General features: G+C 44.9%; 10 protein-coding genes. 4 read left to right on the top strand and 6 right to left on the bottom strand.

The window, feature by feature from the left end; all coding sequences use genetic code 11:
• Nucleotides 1-97 precede the first annotated feature (97 nt).
• Together DYU11_RS21260 and DYU11_RS21255 are read right to left on the bottom strand one after the other, a co-directional pair.
• Nucleotides 98-787 (bottom strand): YceI family protein, encoded by a 690-nt coding sequence (locus tag DYU11_RS21260; protein ID WP_119669739.1) that lies wholly within the window; start codon nucleotides 785-787, stop codon nucleotides 98-100.
• Nucleotides 788-1,019: 232 nt separating this feature from the next.
• A complete protein-coding gene (locus DYU11_RS21255) occupies nucleotides 1,020-2,006 on the bottom strand; it encodes a ThuA domain-containing protein (RefSeq protein ID WP_119669965.1) in 987 nt (328 codons plus the stop codon).
• Between the two features lie 243 nt (nucleotides 2,007-2,249).
• On the opposite strand from DYU11_RS21255, the gene DYU11_RS21250 reads away from it, so the two are divergent.
• Both DYU11_RS21250 and DYU11_RS21245 read left to right on the top strand, forming a co-directional pair.
• On the top strand, nucleotides 2,250-4,757 hold the full coding sequence (locus tag DYU11_RS21250; RefSeq protein ID WP_119669964.1) for a phosphocholine-specific phospholipase C: 2,508 nt from the start codon (nucleotides 2,250-2,252) through the stop codon (nucleotides 4,755-4,757).
• A gap of 51 nt (nucleotides 4,758-4,808) precedes the next feature.
• On the top strand, nucleotides 4,809-6,416 hold the full coding sequence (locus tag DYU11_RS21245; RefSeq protein ID WP_119669738.1) for a calcineurin-like phosphoesterase C-terminal domain-containing protein: 1,608 nt from the start codon (nucleotides 4,809-4,811) through the stop codon (nucleotides 6,414-6,416).
• A 57-nt stretch (nucleotides 6,417-6,473) separates the two neighbouring features.
• On the opposite strand, the gene DYU11_RS21240 is transcribed toward DYU11_RS21245, so the two are convergent.
• Together DYU11_RS21240 and DYU11_RS21235 are read right to left on the bottom strand one after the other, a co-directional pair.
• A complete protein-coding gene (locus tag DYU11_RS21240) occupies nucleotides 6,474-7,856 on the bottom strand; it encodes a purple acid phosphatase family protein (protein ID WP_119669737.1) in 1,383 nt (460 codons plus the stop codon).
• A 27-nt stretch (nucleotides 7,857-7,883) separates the two neighbouring features.
• Entirely contained in the window at nucleotides 7,884-9,728 is a 1,845-nt protein-coding gene (locus DYU11_RS21235) for an alkaline phosphatase (RefSeq protein WP_119669736.1), read from the bottom strand.
• Nucleotides 9,729-10,188: 460 nt separating this feature from the next.
• Between DYU11_RS21235 and DYU11_RS21230 the strand changes: the two genes are divergently transcribed.
• Entirely contained in the window at nucleotides 10,189-10,776 is a 588-nt protein-coding gene (locus DYU11_RS21230; protein ID WP_147368001.1) for a hypothetical protein, read from the top strand.
• A gap of 225 nt (nucleotides 10,777-11,001) precedes the next feature.
• On the top strand, nucleotides 11,002-11,400 hold the full coding sequence (locus tag DYU11_RS21225; protein WP_147368000.1) for a hypothetical protein: 399 nt from the start codon (nucleotides 11,002-11,004) through the stop codon (nucleotides 11,398-11,400).
• Nucleotides 11,401-11,503: 103 nt separating this feature from the next.
• On the opposite strand, the gene DYU11_RS21220 is transcribed toward DYU11_RS21225, so the two are convergent.
• Together DYU11_RS21220 and DYU11_RS21215 are read right to left on the bottom strand one after the other, a co-directional pair.
• Nucleotides 11,504-16,465 (bottom strand): ATP-binding protein, encoded by a 4,962-nt coding sequence (locus DYU11_RS21220; protein ID WP_119669733.1) that lies wholly within the window; start codon nucleotides 16,463-16,465, stop codon nucleotides 11,504-11,506.
• Nucleotides 16,466-16,996: 531 nt separating this feature from the next.
• Nucleotides 16,997-17,497, bottom strand: a complete 501-nt coding sequence (locus DYU11_RS21215; protein WP_119669732.1) for a helix-turn-helix domain-containing protein — start codon at nucleotides 17,495-17,497, stop codon at nucleotides 16,997-16,999.
• Nucleotides 17,498-17,650 lie beyond the last annotated feature (153 nt).

Raw genomic sequence — 17,650 nt, 5'->3', positions numbered from 1 at the left:
TAAATGCAGTGGCGGTTAGTGTGGTAGCTGTGGTATCAGATTCATGAACCTGACCCCACAGCTACCGCACTAACCGCCACTGCTCATTCTGGAGATGTTACTTCACTTTCTCGGCCGTGAGTTTATCGCCTTTGTTGGCTATCAGCTTGATGTTCAGCGTGAAGGTGTCGTCAATGATTTTATCGGCTGCGGTGCCGATGATGGCTGCCCGGTATTTGATGTCGTAATCGAGCCGGTTTACGGTAGCTGTACCCGTCGCTTCAACCCGGTTGCCTGATACGTTGACCGCGGCCGGGAAGGAAATTGATTTGGTGGTTCCTTTGATGCTCAGGTCGCCCGTGACGGTATGGGTTGGTTCGCCCGCTTTCGCACCGGCAACAGGAGTTACTTTCGTAATCTTGAAGGTAGCGGTTGGGTTCTTTTCCACCGAGAAGAAATCTTCGGATTTCAGGTGGTCGGTGAGCCGCTTGTTACCGGATGGATTTGTAATGTCCGTATCGACGATGGTCGTCATATCAATCATGAAATTACCGGCCGTCAGCTTGTTGCCCTCTGCCGTCAGTTGCCCTTTGGCCAGTTTCAGAGTTCCGGTATGTTCACCACCTACTTTCTTGGCGTTCCACGTCAGTGAACTCTGCTCGGTGTCGACGGTATAGTTTACCGCTTTGGCCACTACCGTTTTCGCGGTCTTGTCAGGGCCGTCATTCACGATTGAATGAGCCATCAGGGGCGAACTAACGATTACTACTGCCGACAGCAGACCGGCAACGAATGAATTGGTCTTCATAAAAAAATGGGATTGGTTAGATTACGGATTATTTATATAAAAATTACCATTGAAACTGACGACTTATCGCTATGGTATCCAAAGGGCGGATGCAATCAATCCTTACTGATAGGGGACATTATTTTGGCATTAAAGAAGTAACTGGCTGGTAGTTCGGGGTACCCTACCAGTTCCAGTCTGCATTTACGCTATAAGGCAGTCGACCGATAGTACGGCGAAGCATTTCTGCGGATTACTTTTCTGCAATCGCACGCTGGCGGGTTGCCTGTTCGGTCGGGAAGTCGTCGGGCACGGGGATGTCCACCTTGCCGGTTGCAGCCCACTGCGTACCCCGCTGCAGGGTCGTAATGAAGCCTACGCAGGCCACCGAATAATCGGCGTGGCCCAGGGCGGTATGAAAGATGCGGCCTTTGCCGTACTGGATCGTCATCAGCATCGGTTCGTTCTGGTCGGTGCCCCGGTTTGATTTAGGCGAAAAAGCCGTTGCCAGTACGTCCATATTCTCAGCCGGACCACGTAACCGGTCATACAGTTCGTCTTTGGCGTGCAGCCAGCGCTCGGGTATGCCTTTCATGATCGGGTGCTTCGGGTTGCGGACGGTGATCATGAACTCGGTCTGTGCACCATGGGAGCCGGCATTGCCGGGTTTGGTGTCCCGCACGAGCTTGCCGTTCTGGTCGTAGTAGACGTAGGGGCCATCTTTTTCGCTGCGGTCGCCCCAGCCGCCGAGGCCGATCATCCGGTTGTAGGCTGGCCAGTTGGGAAACGAATTGTTGGCTGCGTGGACAACAACCAGGCCACCGCCTTTTTTGATGTACTGCTCAAAGTCAGCCTGGGTCGCATCCGACCAGGGGGCCGCATTCCAGCCAAAATTACAGATCACTACGTCGTACTTCGAAAAATTGGGGTGGTAGGCCGAGTCCATGCGCGGCTTGGGCAGCGGTACCGACTTGCCGACGCCCGGAATCTGATACTGCTGCACCAGATCGTCGCCGTTCCAGGTGTAGTAGGTCCGGCTTACGTCGACCGTAAATTTTCCGGTTTCTTCGAGGTACTGCTTCATCATGAAGGTGATCTTGGGCCACTGTACGTGGTTGTTCTGACCGTCGATGATGAGGACGTTCAGCACCTTTTTGGGTTTGCCTTTAATAGGCCCCGCGACACTCGGCGAGCCAAGGCCGATCAGTAACAGCAGCAGGAAGACGTATCGTGCGTTCATAGCCATGCATAAGGTTTGGTTAAGGTACGTAACTCCTCCGTAAAAGTGGGCAGAAGGTAGCAAAAAGAGAAGCGCTGACTGCGAAGTGATGCACACACGCCTGGTAGTCAGGCTGCCCGGGGCACTTGAGGGTGCAACTTTGTAACATAACGTAATCGTAACACAGGCAACGTTCGCTTACGTAACGCATTCCGTATTTTAGAGCCGTTAAAAGCTACCAGACCGACATTCGGCGTAACGATGATGGATTCAAGACGGGAGTTTCTTAAGAAAGCGGCCCTGCTGGCTACGAGTGGACTGAGCAGCTGGCCAGAGTCAATTCACAAGGCGTTTGCCATTGACCCTCAGCCCGGAACGACGTACCTCGATGCCGAGCACGTCGTAATTCTGATGCAGGAGAACCGCTCGTTCGACCACCTTTATGGTGCGCTGCAGGGCGTACGTGGTTTCAACGATCCCCGGGCGTTTACGCTGCCGAACAACCACCCGGTCTGGCTTCAGACGAACGCGAAAGGCGAAACCTACGCGCCGTTCCGGCTGAACATGCACGACACCAAGGCTACCTGGATGAGTTCGTTGCCGCACTCCTGGGAGAATCAGGTCGACGCCCTCAATGGTGGTCGGTATGATAAGTGGCTCGACGCCAAGCGGTCGGGGCGTAAGACCTACGCAGACATGCCCCTGACGCTGGGGTATTACAATCGGCAGGATCTGCCGTTCTACTACGCCCTGGCCGATGCCTTCACCGTCTGCGATCAGAACTTCTGTTCGTCGCTCACCGGTACGACGCCCAACCGGCTGTATTTCTGGACGGGTACGGTCCGCGACCCGCGCGATCCGGCGGCTATGGCCAATGTCCGCAATGAGAACGTGGATTACGGGGCCGAAGTAAGCTGGACGACCTTCCCCGAACGGCTTCAGGACGCCGGGGTTTCCTGGAAAATCTACCAGAACGAGATTAGCCTGCCTACGGGCCTGGCGGGTGAAGCCGACGGCTGGCTGAGCAACTTTACCGACAATCCCATCGAGTGGTTTAGTCAGTATCGCGTGCGGTTCCATCCGGCCTACTACCGGTACATCCAGCAGGAAGAAAAAGCCCTGCCCGAACGCCTGCGGACACTGGAAGCTAAACTGAGCCAGCTTGCCGAAACAGATTCGGCGTATACGTCGGTTAAGAAAAACCTGGATCAACAGCGGGCGTGGCAGCAGACCGTTCAACAGGATCTGGTTACCTACTCGCCTGAGAAATTCAGCCAGCTTCCCGAACGTGAGCAGGCGCTTTGCCGACGGGCGTTCACGACGAATTCGGGCGATCCGGATTATCACAGCCTGACCGCGATGACGTATGAGGACGGAGGCACCGAACGTAAAGTAAACGTACCGAAAGGGGACGTACTGCACCAGTTCCGGCAGGACGTGAAGAACGGCGCCCTGCCCACGGTGTCGTGGGTGGTGGCTCCCGAAAACTTCTCCGACCATCCGTCGTCGCCCTGGTACGGTGCCTGGTACCTGTCCGAAATGCTCGACATCCTGACCCAGAAGCCGGAGGTCTGGCAAAAGACGATTTTCATTCTGGCCTACGACGAAAACGACGGTTATTTCGATCACATACCGCCGTTTGTGCCCGCTCACCCCGATCGCCCCGAAACCGGCCGGAGCAGCAAGGGCATTGATACCCGGCTGGAGTTTGTGACCGCCGACCAGGAAGCCAAACGGCCGAACGGTGGCCGAACCGGCCCCATTGGCTTAGGCTACCGGGTGCCGCTGGTGATTGTTTCGCCCTGGAGCCGGGGTGGGTACGTGTGCTCGGAAGTATTCGATCACACCTCTACGCTGCAGATGCTGGAGAATCTGATCAGCCATAAAACCGGCCGTAAAATACAGGAAACTAACATCAGCGCCTGGCGACGTACCGTATGCGGAGACCTGTCGTCGGCGTTCCGGCCCTATAAAGGCGAGACGATCAAACTACCCACGTTTGTCGCTAAAGAGCCGTTCATCGAAGGTATTCATAAAGCGCAGTTCAAAGACGTACCCACGAATTTCCAGAAACTGACCGAAACGGATATTCGTCAATGCATCGCCAGCCCGACGGCTGCTGCGCATTTACCCAAACAGGAAACAGGGGTGCGGCCATCCACCGCGCTGCCTTATGAACTCTACGCCGACGGGCAAACGAAGAACGGGCAGTTTATCCTGGCACTATCGGCGGGCAACAAACAGTTCGGCAAGCGGTCGGCCGGAGCGCCGTTTCAGGTCTACGAACGTGGCGGCAAGGACCTGCACGTTCGGTCGTACACGGTGGCTCCCGGCGATACGTTGACCGAGGGCTGGCCGCTGGACGGTCCGCTTCATCTGTGTGTGCAGGGGCCGAACGGTTTTTACCGGGAGTTTAAGGGTGACCGGGGTAATCCACCGATTAAAGTGGGTTGTCTCTATGAACTGGATACGAAAAAGCGGTTTACCGGTAACCTCGTCGTGACGCTGCACAACACGGACCCGGTCTATAGCTATGTGGTTCAACTGATCGATAATGCGTACGGCACAACTCCGCGCACGATTCAACTGGTCCGGGCTGCCGAGCAATCCATCACAATCAATCTGTCAACGAGTCACCACTGGTACGACTTCACCGTAAACGTAGTCGGACACGATACGTTCAGCCAACGGTATGCCGGGCGGGTCGAAACCGGAAGCGCGGGCTTCACCGATCCCTTCATGGGCCGTGTCGAAACGCTGGCGAGCCGGTAGTCTGTTCCACCAACGCAGCAACAATTATTACTAATCCAATAAACACAACGTATGAAGTTCTCGATCATGTACGGTATGACACTAGGGGCACTGCTGATCGGCAGCATACCCGCGTGGGCTCAGCAAACCGCCACCGGGCTGGTGTATGAGGATCGTAATGGTAATGGTAAAAAAGAAAAGGCCGAGCCGGGTTTGGCGAATGTCGCCGTATCGAACGGCCACGACGTCACGCTCACCGACCAGAACGGCCGGTATCAGCTGCCCGTCGATGGTGATGACATCCTGTTTGTGATCAAGCCGACCGGCTACAAGTTGCCGACGAATGATCAGAATTTGCCTCAATTTTATTATCGGCACAAACCCGCCGGCTCGCCGTCGCTGAAATATGCGGGTGTGGCGCCAACGGGCCAGTTACCCAAATCAGTGGATTTTGCGTTGCGCAAGGCCGAGGAGCCCGCGAATTACCAGGTGCTGGTGTTTGGTGATCCGCAGGTGTACACGAATCAACAGGTTGACTTCTTTGAACGGGGTGTCATCGCTGAATTAGAAGGTAAAACGACCCCTTTTCAATTCGGCATTAGTCTGGGCGATCAGGTAGGCGACAACCCGACCTTGTACCCAGCCTATAACGGCGCGATCCGGCGGCTGGCCCTGCCCTGGTTTCAGGTGCTCGGCAACCACGACATGAACTACGACGTAAAGGCCGATACGCTGTCCGACGAGAGTTTCGAAGCGATGTACGGCCCGAACAACTACGCCTTTAATCAGGGTAAAGTCCATTTCATTGTACTGGATAATATCCTGTACCCCGATCCCCGGGACGGAGCGGGTTATCAGGGTGGTCTGCGCCCCGATCAACTAACGTTCGTGGAGAACGACCTCAAACACGTCCCGAAGGATTACCTCATTGTGCTCTGCCACCACATTCCGCTTTTCAGCGAAGGCGGCAATGAAACCTTCCGGACGGCCGACCGGCAGCGGTTGTTTGCTGCGTTGAAGTCGTTTCCGAACACGCTGTCGCTGTCGGCGCATACGCACGTACAGCAGCATTATTTTCACGGCGCTAAAGACGGCTTTGAGCGGGCCACCCCGCATCACGAATACAACGTAGGCACGACTTCCGGCGACTGGTATTCGGGCGAGATGAACCAGCAGGGCGTTCCGGTGTCGACCATGCGCGATGGTACGCCGAAGGGGTATTGCTTCCTGACGTTCGAGGGGAATCGCTACTCATTTGACTACCGGATCGCTGGTCAGCCCGAGGGCCACAAGATTGGCTTGTATGCGCCTAAGATTGTTACCGAAGGGCAGAACGGGCGCTACGATGTATACGCCAACTTCTTCCAGGGCAGTGAGCGCGATTCGTTGCAGTACCGGGTTGACGGTGGCGACTGGCGGTCCATGCAGCACGCTGAGGAGCCTGATCCGGTCATGAGTGGTGTACGTTACCATTGGGATACCGCCGAAAAACCGCTGGTTGGGACCCGGCCTTCCAATCCGGTGCCGTCTACGCACCTGTGGAAAGCCCGGCTGGGTGGTAAACTAGCCGTGGGTGAGCACAAAATTGAGGTGCAGGCCCGGGATGCCTATGGTCGTACGTTCACGGCCAATACGTCATTTCAGGTCGTAGCGGATCCGCAGCCGACAGCGGGTAAATAAGCGCAGATACCTTTCATAAAAATGGGGGCCGGTTTTCAAAACCGGCCCCCATTTTCGTTAGTCTTTCTTAGCCTGTTTCCGGGCTTTGTACTCCTGAAACCGGTTTCGATACTCGTCCATCTGTTCGGGCTTGTAGCGTTTCTGGTACTCGACGGGAAGTTCGAGCCGCTCGGGGGGTAGCACCGGCGACTGATCGGTGAGCGTGTTCTGGCCTTTACTGTTCTTAACAAGCTCAAAGGAATCGTAAGGTTCACCCGTTACCGTGTACGACTGATACGTCAGCTTATCGCCGTTGATCGTAATGGTTTGGTACAACTGCGTGTTCGAAGCCGCCCGGTCCATCCAGTCCTGCAAGCCGAGGTCGTACATTTTTGGGCCGCTGACCGACACGACGTAGATAGGGCCGTCGGGATGCTTTCGGCTCTTGCCGAGCGGCATATTCAAGCCCCGGCCGTAGGTATGATCGTGGCCCTGCAGTACCAGATCGACCTTGTATTGCTTGTAAATCGGCTCCATGCGTTCCCGCCAAGTACGGTTGTCGCGCCCTTTGGCGGTTGAATAAACGGGGTGGTGGTGCGTCACTACCGTCCAGCGATTGGGGTTGGTTTTCAAGACCTGCTCAAGCCAGTTTGCCTGGGTTTTCATCGCTGATGAATCAACAATGGCGAGTTGCGAGTTCAGGGAAATAAATCGCGTACCTTGATAGTCAATGTAATACGCCGTTTCTTCAAAGCCGGCGGGGCCGTTCGTGGGCAGCACAAACGAAGGGCGCCAGTGTTTCGATACGCTCGGCTTGCCCTGCTCATTTCTGAAGTACTCGTGGTTGCCGGGCGTGGCGAGGGTAGGGACCATGCCGTTGAGCCAGCCGCCCGCTTCGAACCATTCGCCCCATTGCCAGTCGATATTCGAATTATTGATCAGATCGCCCGCATGGATCATCAGGCTCGCAGTTGGCAGTTTGGAATACGCCCCGCGAATGGCCCGCGACCAGAGCGACCGGATGTCATTCTGCGCATCGCCAAAGTACAGAAATGAGAACGGAGCAGGTTTGTCCTGCGCTGTTTTGAACTGAAACCACTCCGTCCAGTGCGTACCATCGCCCACCCGGTAGTTGTATTGGGTAGCCGGTTTGAGGTTGGTAAAGTGAACGGTATGGTAGAGTACCGTTTTGTCGTCAATCACGACGCGTTCGGTGGTGGCCGGCACAACTGTTGCCTTGGTGGCCAGATCAGGTGACGGGTCGGCTTCCGCAATGGCTCCGACTGCGTTGCTGACCGTCGAGTCGGTTCGCCAGTTGACCGATTGGGACGTAGCCGGATTGCCCTGCCAGCCCAGAATGACCCGATCCGGATACACCGATGGCGGGTAGTCTTTGTGCGTCTGCGCCCGAGCCGAAAGCAGACCAGACGCAATGGCTATGAGTAAAAGAATAGGTTTCATTCGGGGTGAATGCTTGTGAGAGAACGGTTAATTAGACGACTGGTACTGTTGCAAAATAGTCATGATTTTTCGTTGGATGTCAGTGTTTTCATAAACACCGCGAAAATCCAGGGAGTGTGGCCCGTACGCAAAGACCGGCACCATAATACCCGAGTGGTCGTTGGTGCTGAAGTGGCCATCAACGTACCCGCGCTTCAGGTCGCCATCCAGCAGACTGAGCCCGCCCGTTTCGTGGTCGGCCGTGACGATCACCAGCGTTTCGCCGTTCGAGTCCGCAAACCGAATGGCATCGCCAATGGTCTGATCAAAGTCGAGCATCTCCTGCACTACGTAGCGCACGTCGTTCGAGTGGCCGCCGTAGTCAATCTGAGCACCTTCGGCCATCACGAAAAAGCCCGCCTTGTTAGCCTTCAGCTCGTTCAGCGTTTTTTGCAGGCTTTTCTGCAGAAAGTCCTTCCGGCCTTTGTTCATCGCTACGACCGATTGATCGTCCAGCAGCACAAACGGGCGCTTCAGACTGGCCAGTTGGTCAAACGCCGTGCCGATCTGATAGCCCCGTTGCCGGAGCGTATCCAGCACGTTTTCTTCTTTAAAATACCGATAGCCACCCCCGATGAGGATGTCGACCGGTTCGCGCAGGAAATCATGGGCAATCTCCCGCTCAAACATGCGATCGGGCTCGTGGGCGTAAAACGCGGCTGGCGTAGCGTCGGTGATGGCGCCGGCCGAGATGAGTCCACTCACCATGTTCCATTTCCGGATCAGGCTTGGAATCGCCGATACGGATTTACCCGTAGAATCAACGCCAATGGCACGGTTGTTCGTTTTGTGTCCCGTTGCCATCGCCGTTGCGCCGGCCGCCGAATCGGTGATGTACGTATCGGCCGCGCTGGTCTTCGAAAACCCGATGTTCAGGAGTTTAGCCAGGTTCAAATCACCCCGGTTCGCAGTCAGTCCGGCGTAAATCTGGGCCAGCCCCATACCGTCGCCGATCAGCAGAATCACGTTCCGGACGCGGCTGCGACTGTCGTTGTTGCGGTAGGTCGGCTGATAGAGCGTATGCGGGGTCGGGTTCAGGTATTCGGCCGTCTGGCGTTGTTGTAAAAAATGGCCAAGACCGGCAATCTGGTCGGTGTTGATGTAGTCGACGCCCAGATTCATCAGCGCTTTCCAGGTGTTTACGTTGTCGGGGGTAGCCCAGAACCGGATTTTTTTACCTTGCTGGTGTACCTGCCGGATAACCTGCTGAATCTGTTCCCGCTCTTTTTTGACGATCAGCCCTTTGCCATTCCAGCGCGTGTACTTCTTGAAGTCCTGACTGATCAGACCGACATGCGCCAGTTGTTCCGGCGTGTAGGCAGCATCTGGCCGACCATCGAACTGGATCCAGTTAGGGTAACTGGCAAACTGATCGGGTTTCGGCACATTGCCACTCACGACCACCTTTACCGGACCGCCCGGACCAAACACGTCGGGATAGGCGCTGAGCGAACGTACCAGCAGCGGTAACGACACCGAAGCCGGTGTTTTCAGGTCGATCAGCCACTGTAAACCGTACCCAGCATCGGCGTACACTTTTCCCTTGTTTGCCCGTACTTTTTCGACCATTGGGTTGATGTACAACGCTTCTAACGTCCGGGAGGGCTTAATATCAGCCGGAGCATGGGCTACGTAAAGCTGACCGTCACGGGCGTAGATGTCGGCTTCAATCGAGCCAAACTGCTGGTCGTAAGCCTGCCAGAACGGAATAGTCTGCTCATAATCGTTGTGCGAATGCGCCTGGGCAGGGGAGTAGCTTCCTGCAGACTGAGCGCTGGCCAGATAAGCCAAGCAGAGCCATAGGAATAGGGCCGACAGAAGTTGTTTGTTCATGGGTATCAAAAACACCCGACCAACCGGGAATGGACCCTTAGTCAAGTGACTTGTTTGATTTGAGAAGTCGGTTTGAAACCCCAAAAGTAGACAGGCGCCATCCATTACGAACGGTAGGGAGGCACTCTTAATAGATTGGTAATGTTGGAGGCCGCTTGTATGAGCGGAATGCATCTGGCGAGGAGCTAAACCTGCATGAAAATAAAAAGACACTTCATCTGAAGCGGCCACTGATACGTGCGGACTCGTGGGTGATGAGTATTGTCGTTTTGAAATACAGAAGTAGATTTATTTACGATGTTTAGTTACATTTGGGTTTGGCTAAAGGACTTCAAGAAACAGTAAAAGTCCGTCAAATGGTATTTAACCATGGAAGATGACTCGACAAAGCCATAATTATCAATAAGTTCAACATAGTTGTAAAAAGACTGGGTGCTGCTCATCCAACCCCCACAAACCATTGAAACGAAAGTTGATGTATCTAAGAATAAGTTTGTTGCTATTGCTTTGCGGGTGCGGACATGGCCACACGCCTAAACCTTTTCAGACCCAACTGGCCGGCTACTCCATTCGTTTTCCCATAACCGTAGCGGAGTTGCAGAAGGAGTATCCTGATGGACGTACTGTTGGTGTTGGTTATGATCGGTTTGTTGATTCGACACAATCCATTAAAACGGAATGGTGGTTTGACACTTCGGGATTTGATAGCAAATCCAATCGGTATCCTGACAGCCCCTCTCATGGAGTCGTCATGTTTCTGAGCAACAAGGAAAGTAAGTTTGACTCAGTCAAAACCGCTTTAGAACAATACTATAAACAGCCCCTTAAACCGTTGCAATTTACTGAATCGAGAGGAGACTTTTCCGGGCTTAAACCAATCTGGGTAGCGCATATCAACGAAGATTGCTTTTTGGTACTAACCAAATCGGATACGTACCGTTCTTCAAGCCCTAACAGCTTACGGATTGCTATTGGTTACGGTTTAACCAAAAAAGAACAGGAAGCCTTTGCCTTACTAGGTGGAGACACTTACGACGATAAGTTGTAGAGCTTTCCGTTCTTACAATGCTGCGTGAGGCCTAAAAAAAGACGAGCTGCTTATGACGTTTGACGTAGGGCACCGTTAGTCTGATCTTTGGTTGATGCGGTTTGACGTTGCTTTAGACGATTAGGCTTTATCGGGCTGGCCAGTCCGGCAAAGATGACGTAGAGACCCGGCACCAGCAATAAGCCAAATACCGTTCCGAAATTTAAGGAAATTGAAGGCAGCAGGGTGAAAACCTATATATTGGAATATGATGCCAAGAATCGCCCTGTCAAAGAAAGTGTTACTACAGCGGGCAATACTTCGGTAGACACCTATAAATATGATGGAAATGACAACATTGTAGAATGGAGTCAAATTAACGGAGCGGTTGTCGAAACGATGAATTATGATAACAAGGCCAATTATGCCAAAATTGCCAACCTGCCAATGCCAATAGCTGAGGCCTATTACATGGGCGCTAATAATGCAGTCGGAGGAACCTACTTTGATCGAACGCATACCCCTCAAAATGCTGTAATCAAATTTGAACTTACCTACGACACTGAGGGTAAGATGGAAAAAGCTGCTCGTTATGTTGATAACAAACTAATCAATACGGTAACCTATAATTACGAAAGGTATTGATAAATGTGTTTAAGTAGGTTATGTTAAACAATTCATTGTTTTTTTTTTAAACATGAACAGCTCATATAAAAAAAAATATTTCAATAGTTAAAAGTTTTAATTATTAAAAATCGAAGGATTCATATTTGACTAAATGTTCTTCATATTCACGAACTCTATGAATCATTAAGGGTAATACAACATTTTCATACCTTTCAAGCACATCGTCTTCATTCATTAATGAGATATCAGATACTTTTTTTATTCCAATAGATTTAATTGAGGTTCCTAATCTAATCCCAATTTTTTTATCTAATAGCAAAATCCATCGATCATGAAAAGGAGTTTCTTTAAATTGATTAGAAGCTTTTACAAAGAGAGCATTAGGAGTCTTTTCTGAAGATATATTATTCCAAGCTTGTGTAAAAGAATAATTTGAAAACTCTTCCTTTGCTTCAACACTAGTTAAGACGTATAATTTTGAATCATAACTCCACTCAGAAATATTTTTAATAAAAGTTATGTCATTTATTGAAAAGTAAGGATCAACAATATAAATCTCTTTTGATGCTGAACTTTTTATAATTGATCCAATGTACTTCATTGCAGCTTCTCTTGTACCCGGTTGAGCAAGAAAGCTGTTTTTATGACTATACTGATTAAAAGTTAATTGATTATTTTTATCACTGATATTGCAAATTAAATCAAACGTTAATCGTGAATTTGAATAAGCTGCTTCAAAGAAAGGAATTAATAAATTTTTAGAAGTGCCTTCATTTTTTATTGCATTTTGAGTGTAAAACGTAAATAAATTTAATGAAAATAGAAAAGGAATTTTTGAAGCGGATCTTATTATTGAATCACATAGATTAATGTCCTTACTTAAACGTTTATTAGAATTTAATTCACCTAATAAATCAAATGCAATTTCAGACATCTGCTTTCTATTCTTGATACGGCTAAATTGAGTATAATCATTTGAAACTGTTTTCTCTAATTCTAAATTTTCAAAATGATTATTCGATGGAATTACCATTTTTTTTCTTGCAGGATCTGAATCTAATGACGATATTACTCTTTGAGCTACTGTTTTATCAACACCATAGGTAATGTCAATTAATCTTCTAAATGATGGAAACATTTCAGAAGAATCAAGTTTGTATATTTCTTCATTAATCAGATTAATTCTTTCATTTAATATTTCTCGGCTAAATTCTTTAGTTATTTCTAAAAGCCTAAAAGTTGTTGCAACCCTTTCTTTCAATGATAAAATTTTATCTGCTTCATTGAATGCTAGTGCAATAAATTCTTTTTTCTTCTTGACAACTGTACATTCTGTTGCTAGTATACCATAAACATAAGCTCTATCAGTTGTATTTGGAATTTTTGAAGTACGCAATGCTAATTCATCAAAATTATTAATTATACTTTGAGTAGTTGTATTAACGTTAAAATGCTCAATACAAGCTTCACAAGCTATTGAAAACCCATCATGTACAATTCCTCTTGTTGAGTTAGGTAGTTTATTTTTAATCAATTTAGTGAGGCTATGATGGATATTTACTTTTTGTATTCTAACAAAATTATTAGAATATTTCTTTCCAATGTAACACAATCTTTTTATATGCTGGTATAATTCTACGTCAGAGTCAATATTGTTCAAGAGGCTAATATATTCTGTGGCATCTTGATAATTGAATTTTGAATGGCCAACAGTAGAATGATAAGGATCTAATTCATGTTGTTTTGTTATTAGTGTGTAACAAACAATCGAAATAATCCATTCCTTTCTGTGGGTTGGAACGTTATCAAGGTATAATTTTAAAGTTTCGGGTTGTGTTTGATGTATAGCTGAAGCACAAATTGCTAAAATATTAAAATAATCATTCTTATCGTTTTTATCGTAAAAATAATTAACTAAAGGAATTACCTTTTTTGAGACAATATTTTCGGCTAATTCAACGGCATTGACCAACTTAGTTCTTACCGCAAGTTCAGACCATAATTGTGCTTTCTCAAATCGTGAGGGTAATTGATTAATTAAACTCTCAATTTTATCAAATTTATACTCTTTATCATTCGCAACAATTGCACCATAAAATCTAATCATTAATCTTATTGATTCCAAGAATATTTTTGCATGAAATTCATTATCAACTAAGTATTCATCTGAGATTTGTCCAGCTTGTGAATAATATTCTTCTGCTAATACTTTATTGTACTTTGCTAGTTTTGAGCAAATTTTGTAACCTTCAACAGTCTTTTTCCAAGGAATATCAATCTTATTCCATATTGTTTGTAAATGAACTTCAAGTGTTTTAATAAACCTATTATAATTGGGCCTAATATTTGTGTATTCAGTAGGTTCAAGCTTAAGTAAGCTGATTGCATCAGTAATTAATGCGCATTTCAATGGAACATCATCTACTTTGTTGATTAAAGGTACTAAAGTTTCAATCTTTTTCAAGTTGTTTTTTGTATCATCTTGTTGATCTTTAGCTGAACTGAATATTGTATATACTATATTAGAATAGATTTCGTTGATTGTTACCTTTTTTATTTGTTGATATAATGTTTTTTCATCCCAAAATTTAATCAAATTTTTTTCAGTATAAGTCTCAAAACAATCTTCTATTGCTAAACATCTTCTTTCTTCAGTATTTAACATCTCTGCAATAGATATAGCTAAATCAAAGTCTTTATCAGCAATAATTTGCAATACGCTTTTCAATTCTCCATGATGATCAGCAACGGACTCAAGTAGTTCTTTGATAGAATTAATTAATGAATCTTGTGCATATTTTTTATCTAAAATAAAGTCATCTAAATTTGTATTTCCATCAATTTCTGCTTTAAATACTAGTGCCCAAAGAACTGCGAGAGCTTCAACTTTAATTGAATAGTCAGTCAAATTATTTATATAACTCTCTAAGAGAATAGTTCTTTCATTTGCTTTTTCAAGGTTAAAATTTATTAAACTCTCAATTATCAAAGCATCGACTTTAATTTTATCGCTTGTAGGACTATTAATTATAGGACTTAATTCGTCTATTTTGTCTATTAATAAATGAACTTTTGCGTCATCTATTATATATGGTAGTGGACTTAATATATCTAACAATATTGTTGTTGTTGGTTTCTGATTTGATGAACTTTGTAATAATATAGAAATAGCAAATTCTATAATTTCATAAATATTTGAAGCAGTTTGATTTTTTTTGATCCAGTTTCTAATTAGATATACTTTATCTGTTAATGAATCTATTTCATTAATGTAATTAATAACATTTTCTTCAGCCACATCAGCAATGCCGAAACCAATTGATTTTGCAAATTTTTCTAAAAAAGCGTTGCTAGGAGAATTTGCTGAATTTTTGGATACTGATATATCTTCGTTTTCTTCGTCAATTTTGTTTGAATTTACAATTGTTGCCACGTAACCTAATAACCATTCTAAGGAATTATCATCAGCTTTTAAACCACTAACCTTTTCAATGATTTTAACTGAAAATTCGGGAAGAAAGTATGCAAGACCTATCACTATTTCTATGACATTCTCTCTTAAATACTCTCTATCTACCTCTTCCAAAGAGTTTTTAATTTCTTCAACAAGCAAATCATCAATATTTAAGCGTTGTCGCTTACACTCTTTAACATAATTTATGAGCATTTTGAGTCGATCTTCTTTTAAAGAAGTGCTCGAAATTATTGAAAAAGCATCATCCTGTTTTCCAAGAGAAACTAATGCTTTGATTTGTTGCTCTTTTGTATCACTTTTTTGCAGCCCTATTACAGTGCTACGATATAACGAAAAAGTGAACAGATCTACTGGTGATTTTTTTAAATGTATTGAAGCTCTATAGCCATAAGTGATTTGATTTTTTATTTCAGAAAATGATCTGCTATTATTAATAACAACTTTAAAATTTTCTATTGATAAAATATCAATAATATCTGACCATTTTTTAACTCTATCATATAATGATGGTAAATTTGTAATTGAATCAAAATCGTTTCTTTTTGTATAGTAATTAATTAAAATAGACGAAGCATTTCTTTCGTATTTTTTTAATTTTTTAGACAAGAAGCTTTTAAATGACTTAAATGAAAAATAAACATTATCATTGTTTATATAAAGAAATGATAATTTCTTTAGGCGACTTTCAATTAATTTAAATTCGCTATTTAATATGTCACTTATTTTCTGAATACTTTGAACGTTATCGTTAAATGTCAGGATTGAGAGTGTTTGAATTATTTCATCATCAAAAGTGGACTTACTCAAATTACTTTTTTCCCACAATATTTCTAGCAAATCATTTTTCTCATTAATGCTGTCATTATTTGCAAACTCTTCCAAACTTACACCACTATCAATTACTGCTTTAATTTGACTTAAATCTTCTGGATGTCCTTTCCATGTGTCATAAATTCCCCTTAAATACCTTTTTTCATTATCACTATTAATATTAAAAAATTGTTTGCATTCTTCAAATGTGAATCTTGTTACCCATAGGGTTTTTGTACTATTTTGATTTATATTATTAAAACTATTTAATATCTTTTTTGAGTCACCTGATAGTATAAAATAGAAATTGTTTGTATTCCATGGTAATGCTTGTAAAGTCGTTTTTAGTAGTTCTAAATCCGTTTTTTCGATTTGGTCTAATCCATCTAATACAAAAAATATTGGATGTTTTTTCCTACCATTCAATTTTAATAATTCAAAAAGTAAATTTGTGAAATTTCCCTCATCAATAATTAGGTTATCTTCTGGAATTTCAGATTTAACATAAAAATACAATTGTTTACCTATATCCTCCATCAAGTAGTCTTGTTTATATGTTGAACTACATGAAGGGTTTATAAAGTAAGTAAATGTGTTTTGATTGTATTTTTTTGAATATTGTAAAAGCAAATTAGTTTTGCCACTTCCTTCATTGCCTTCAATAATGATAATTTTATATCCTCTTTTTGTAAGCTCTTCAATATCATCAATAAGGTTCTCTCGGACCACTGAAAAATCATTGTTTAAACTGTTATATGAAATTGAAAAATCCCTAAGCGATATAACATTTGCTTCCATTTCCTCTTCTTGTTCTTCGTTTGAAATTAATCCTTCACTAAAAATTGTGATGTGTTCAAATATTAAACTTGAAAAAGTTTTACATTTTAACTTATAGATAATTTGAATTTCAACATGTGCTTCATACCAGCAATCGTTATTTTTGAAAAATTAATAAATTAACATGTTTATATAAATTACAGGTATTTTGTGCTTTTTTTATGACAATACTATTTTCTTTGTGGTTGCAACTTAAGTATTTTATTTTACAATTTATGAATACTTAGAAATTGTTGCATTGAATTTGTAATAATTTTTGAAAAAAAGTATTCTTATAAATATTATAATAACTACATATTTGTATAAATACAATTAATTTAAGCTAAACATTTTTTTAATTTACTAGAAGTAATTTGTTATTGAGAATTTTTTGAAAACAAAAAGCCAGTCACTATATTTGAAATAGTAACTGGCTGATAATCAATGTGCACTCGTAGGGATTCGTACGGAATGCGGTTAAGAAGCTAAAATTCACCGTGTTAACCTCGTAGGCTAACGGGGTGCCACCAACTTTGCCACCGGCCTGGATCTACGTAAGGATTGCTTATACTTCTTCATCTGTAAACCTCCAACGAGTCTATAAAGAAGTAATTTCCGTTCGAAGTCATCCATCCCGGCGAAAAGCGGTTCAACGATGGCACCCTCAGACTTTCCCACTAGCACATCTACTGTGCGTTGTAGGCCAGCAATCTGCTGGTCCTTAATTTGTAGCTGCTCCCTTAATATTCTAAGCTCATCAGCAATAGCTCCTAGAGCTGTCACTTCAGAGTCATTACGTTTTGGAGTTTTTATTACCCCCTCAATCTCTGTTCCCAAAAAATATGACATTGGGACGCCCAGCAGTTCAGAAGCCTTTTTCACGTAGTCTAGACTGAATGTGTCTTTTTTATAAAGCACATATAGATTAGACACGCTTACACCTAAGCCTCTCGCTGCTTCATCAGCTGTAAGTCTGGACTGATTTACAGCCTTTTTTAATTTTTCTCCAAGCATAACCTTCTAATATTTAGAAAAATATTCTAAAGAATTTGGAAACAATATTCCAATGAATTAGAATTGCATCGGATATTCGTGATAGACAACACGCACAACCGTAGAATGTCTGTACAAATGGTGCCGATTTTTGGGTGTAATCATAACAATTTT

It is taken from the genome of Fibrisoma montanum, from assembly GCF_003583365.1.
GTDB classification, from domain to species: domain Bacteria; phylum Bacteroidota; class Bacteroidia; order Cytophagales; family Spirosomataceae; genus Fibrisoma; species Fibrisoma montanum.
This window is presented reverse-complemented; position numbering and strand designations above follow the sequence as displayed.

Coding starts and splice junctions, on each gene's coding strand:
- DYU11_RS21215 (WP_119669732.1), bottom strand. CDS start 17,497: ATGCTTGGAGAAAAATTAAAAAAGGCTGTAAATCAGTCCAGACTTACA.
- DYU11_RS21235 (WP_119669736.1), bottom strand. CDS start 9,728: ATGAACAAACAACTTCTGTCGGCCCTATTCCTATGGCTCTGCTTGGCT.
- DYU11_RS21260 (WP_119669739.1), bottom strand. CDS start 787: ATGAAGACCAATTCATTCGTTGCCGGTCTGCTGTCGGCAGTAGTAATC.
- DYU11_RS21240 (WP_119669737.1), bottom strand. CDS start 7,856: ATGAAACCTATTCTTTTACTCATAGCCATTGCGTCTGGTCTGCTTTCG.
- DYU11_RS21245 (WP_119669738.1), top strand. CDS start 4,809: ATGAAGTTCTCGATCATGTACGGTATGACACTAGGGGCACTGCTGATC.
- DYU11_RS21250 (WP_119669964.1), top strand. CDS start 2,250: ATGGATTCAAGACGGGAGTTTCTTAAGAAAGCGGCCCTGCTGGCTACG.
- DYU11_RS21220 (WP_119669733.1), bottom strand. CDS start 16,465: ATGGAAGCAAATGTTATATCGCTTAGGGATTTTTCAATTTCATATAAC.
- DYU11_RS21255 (WP_119669965.1), bottom strand. CDS start 2,006: ATGAACGCACGATACGTCTTCCTGCTGCTGTTACTGATCGGCCTTGGC.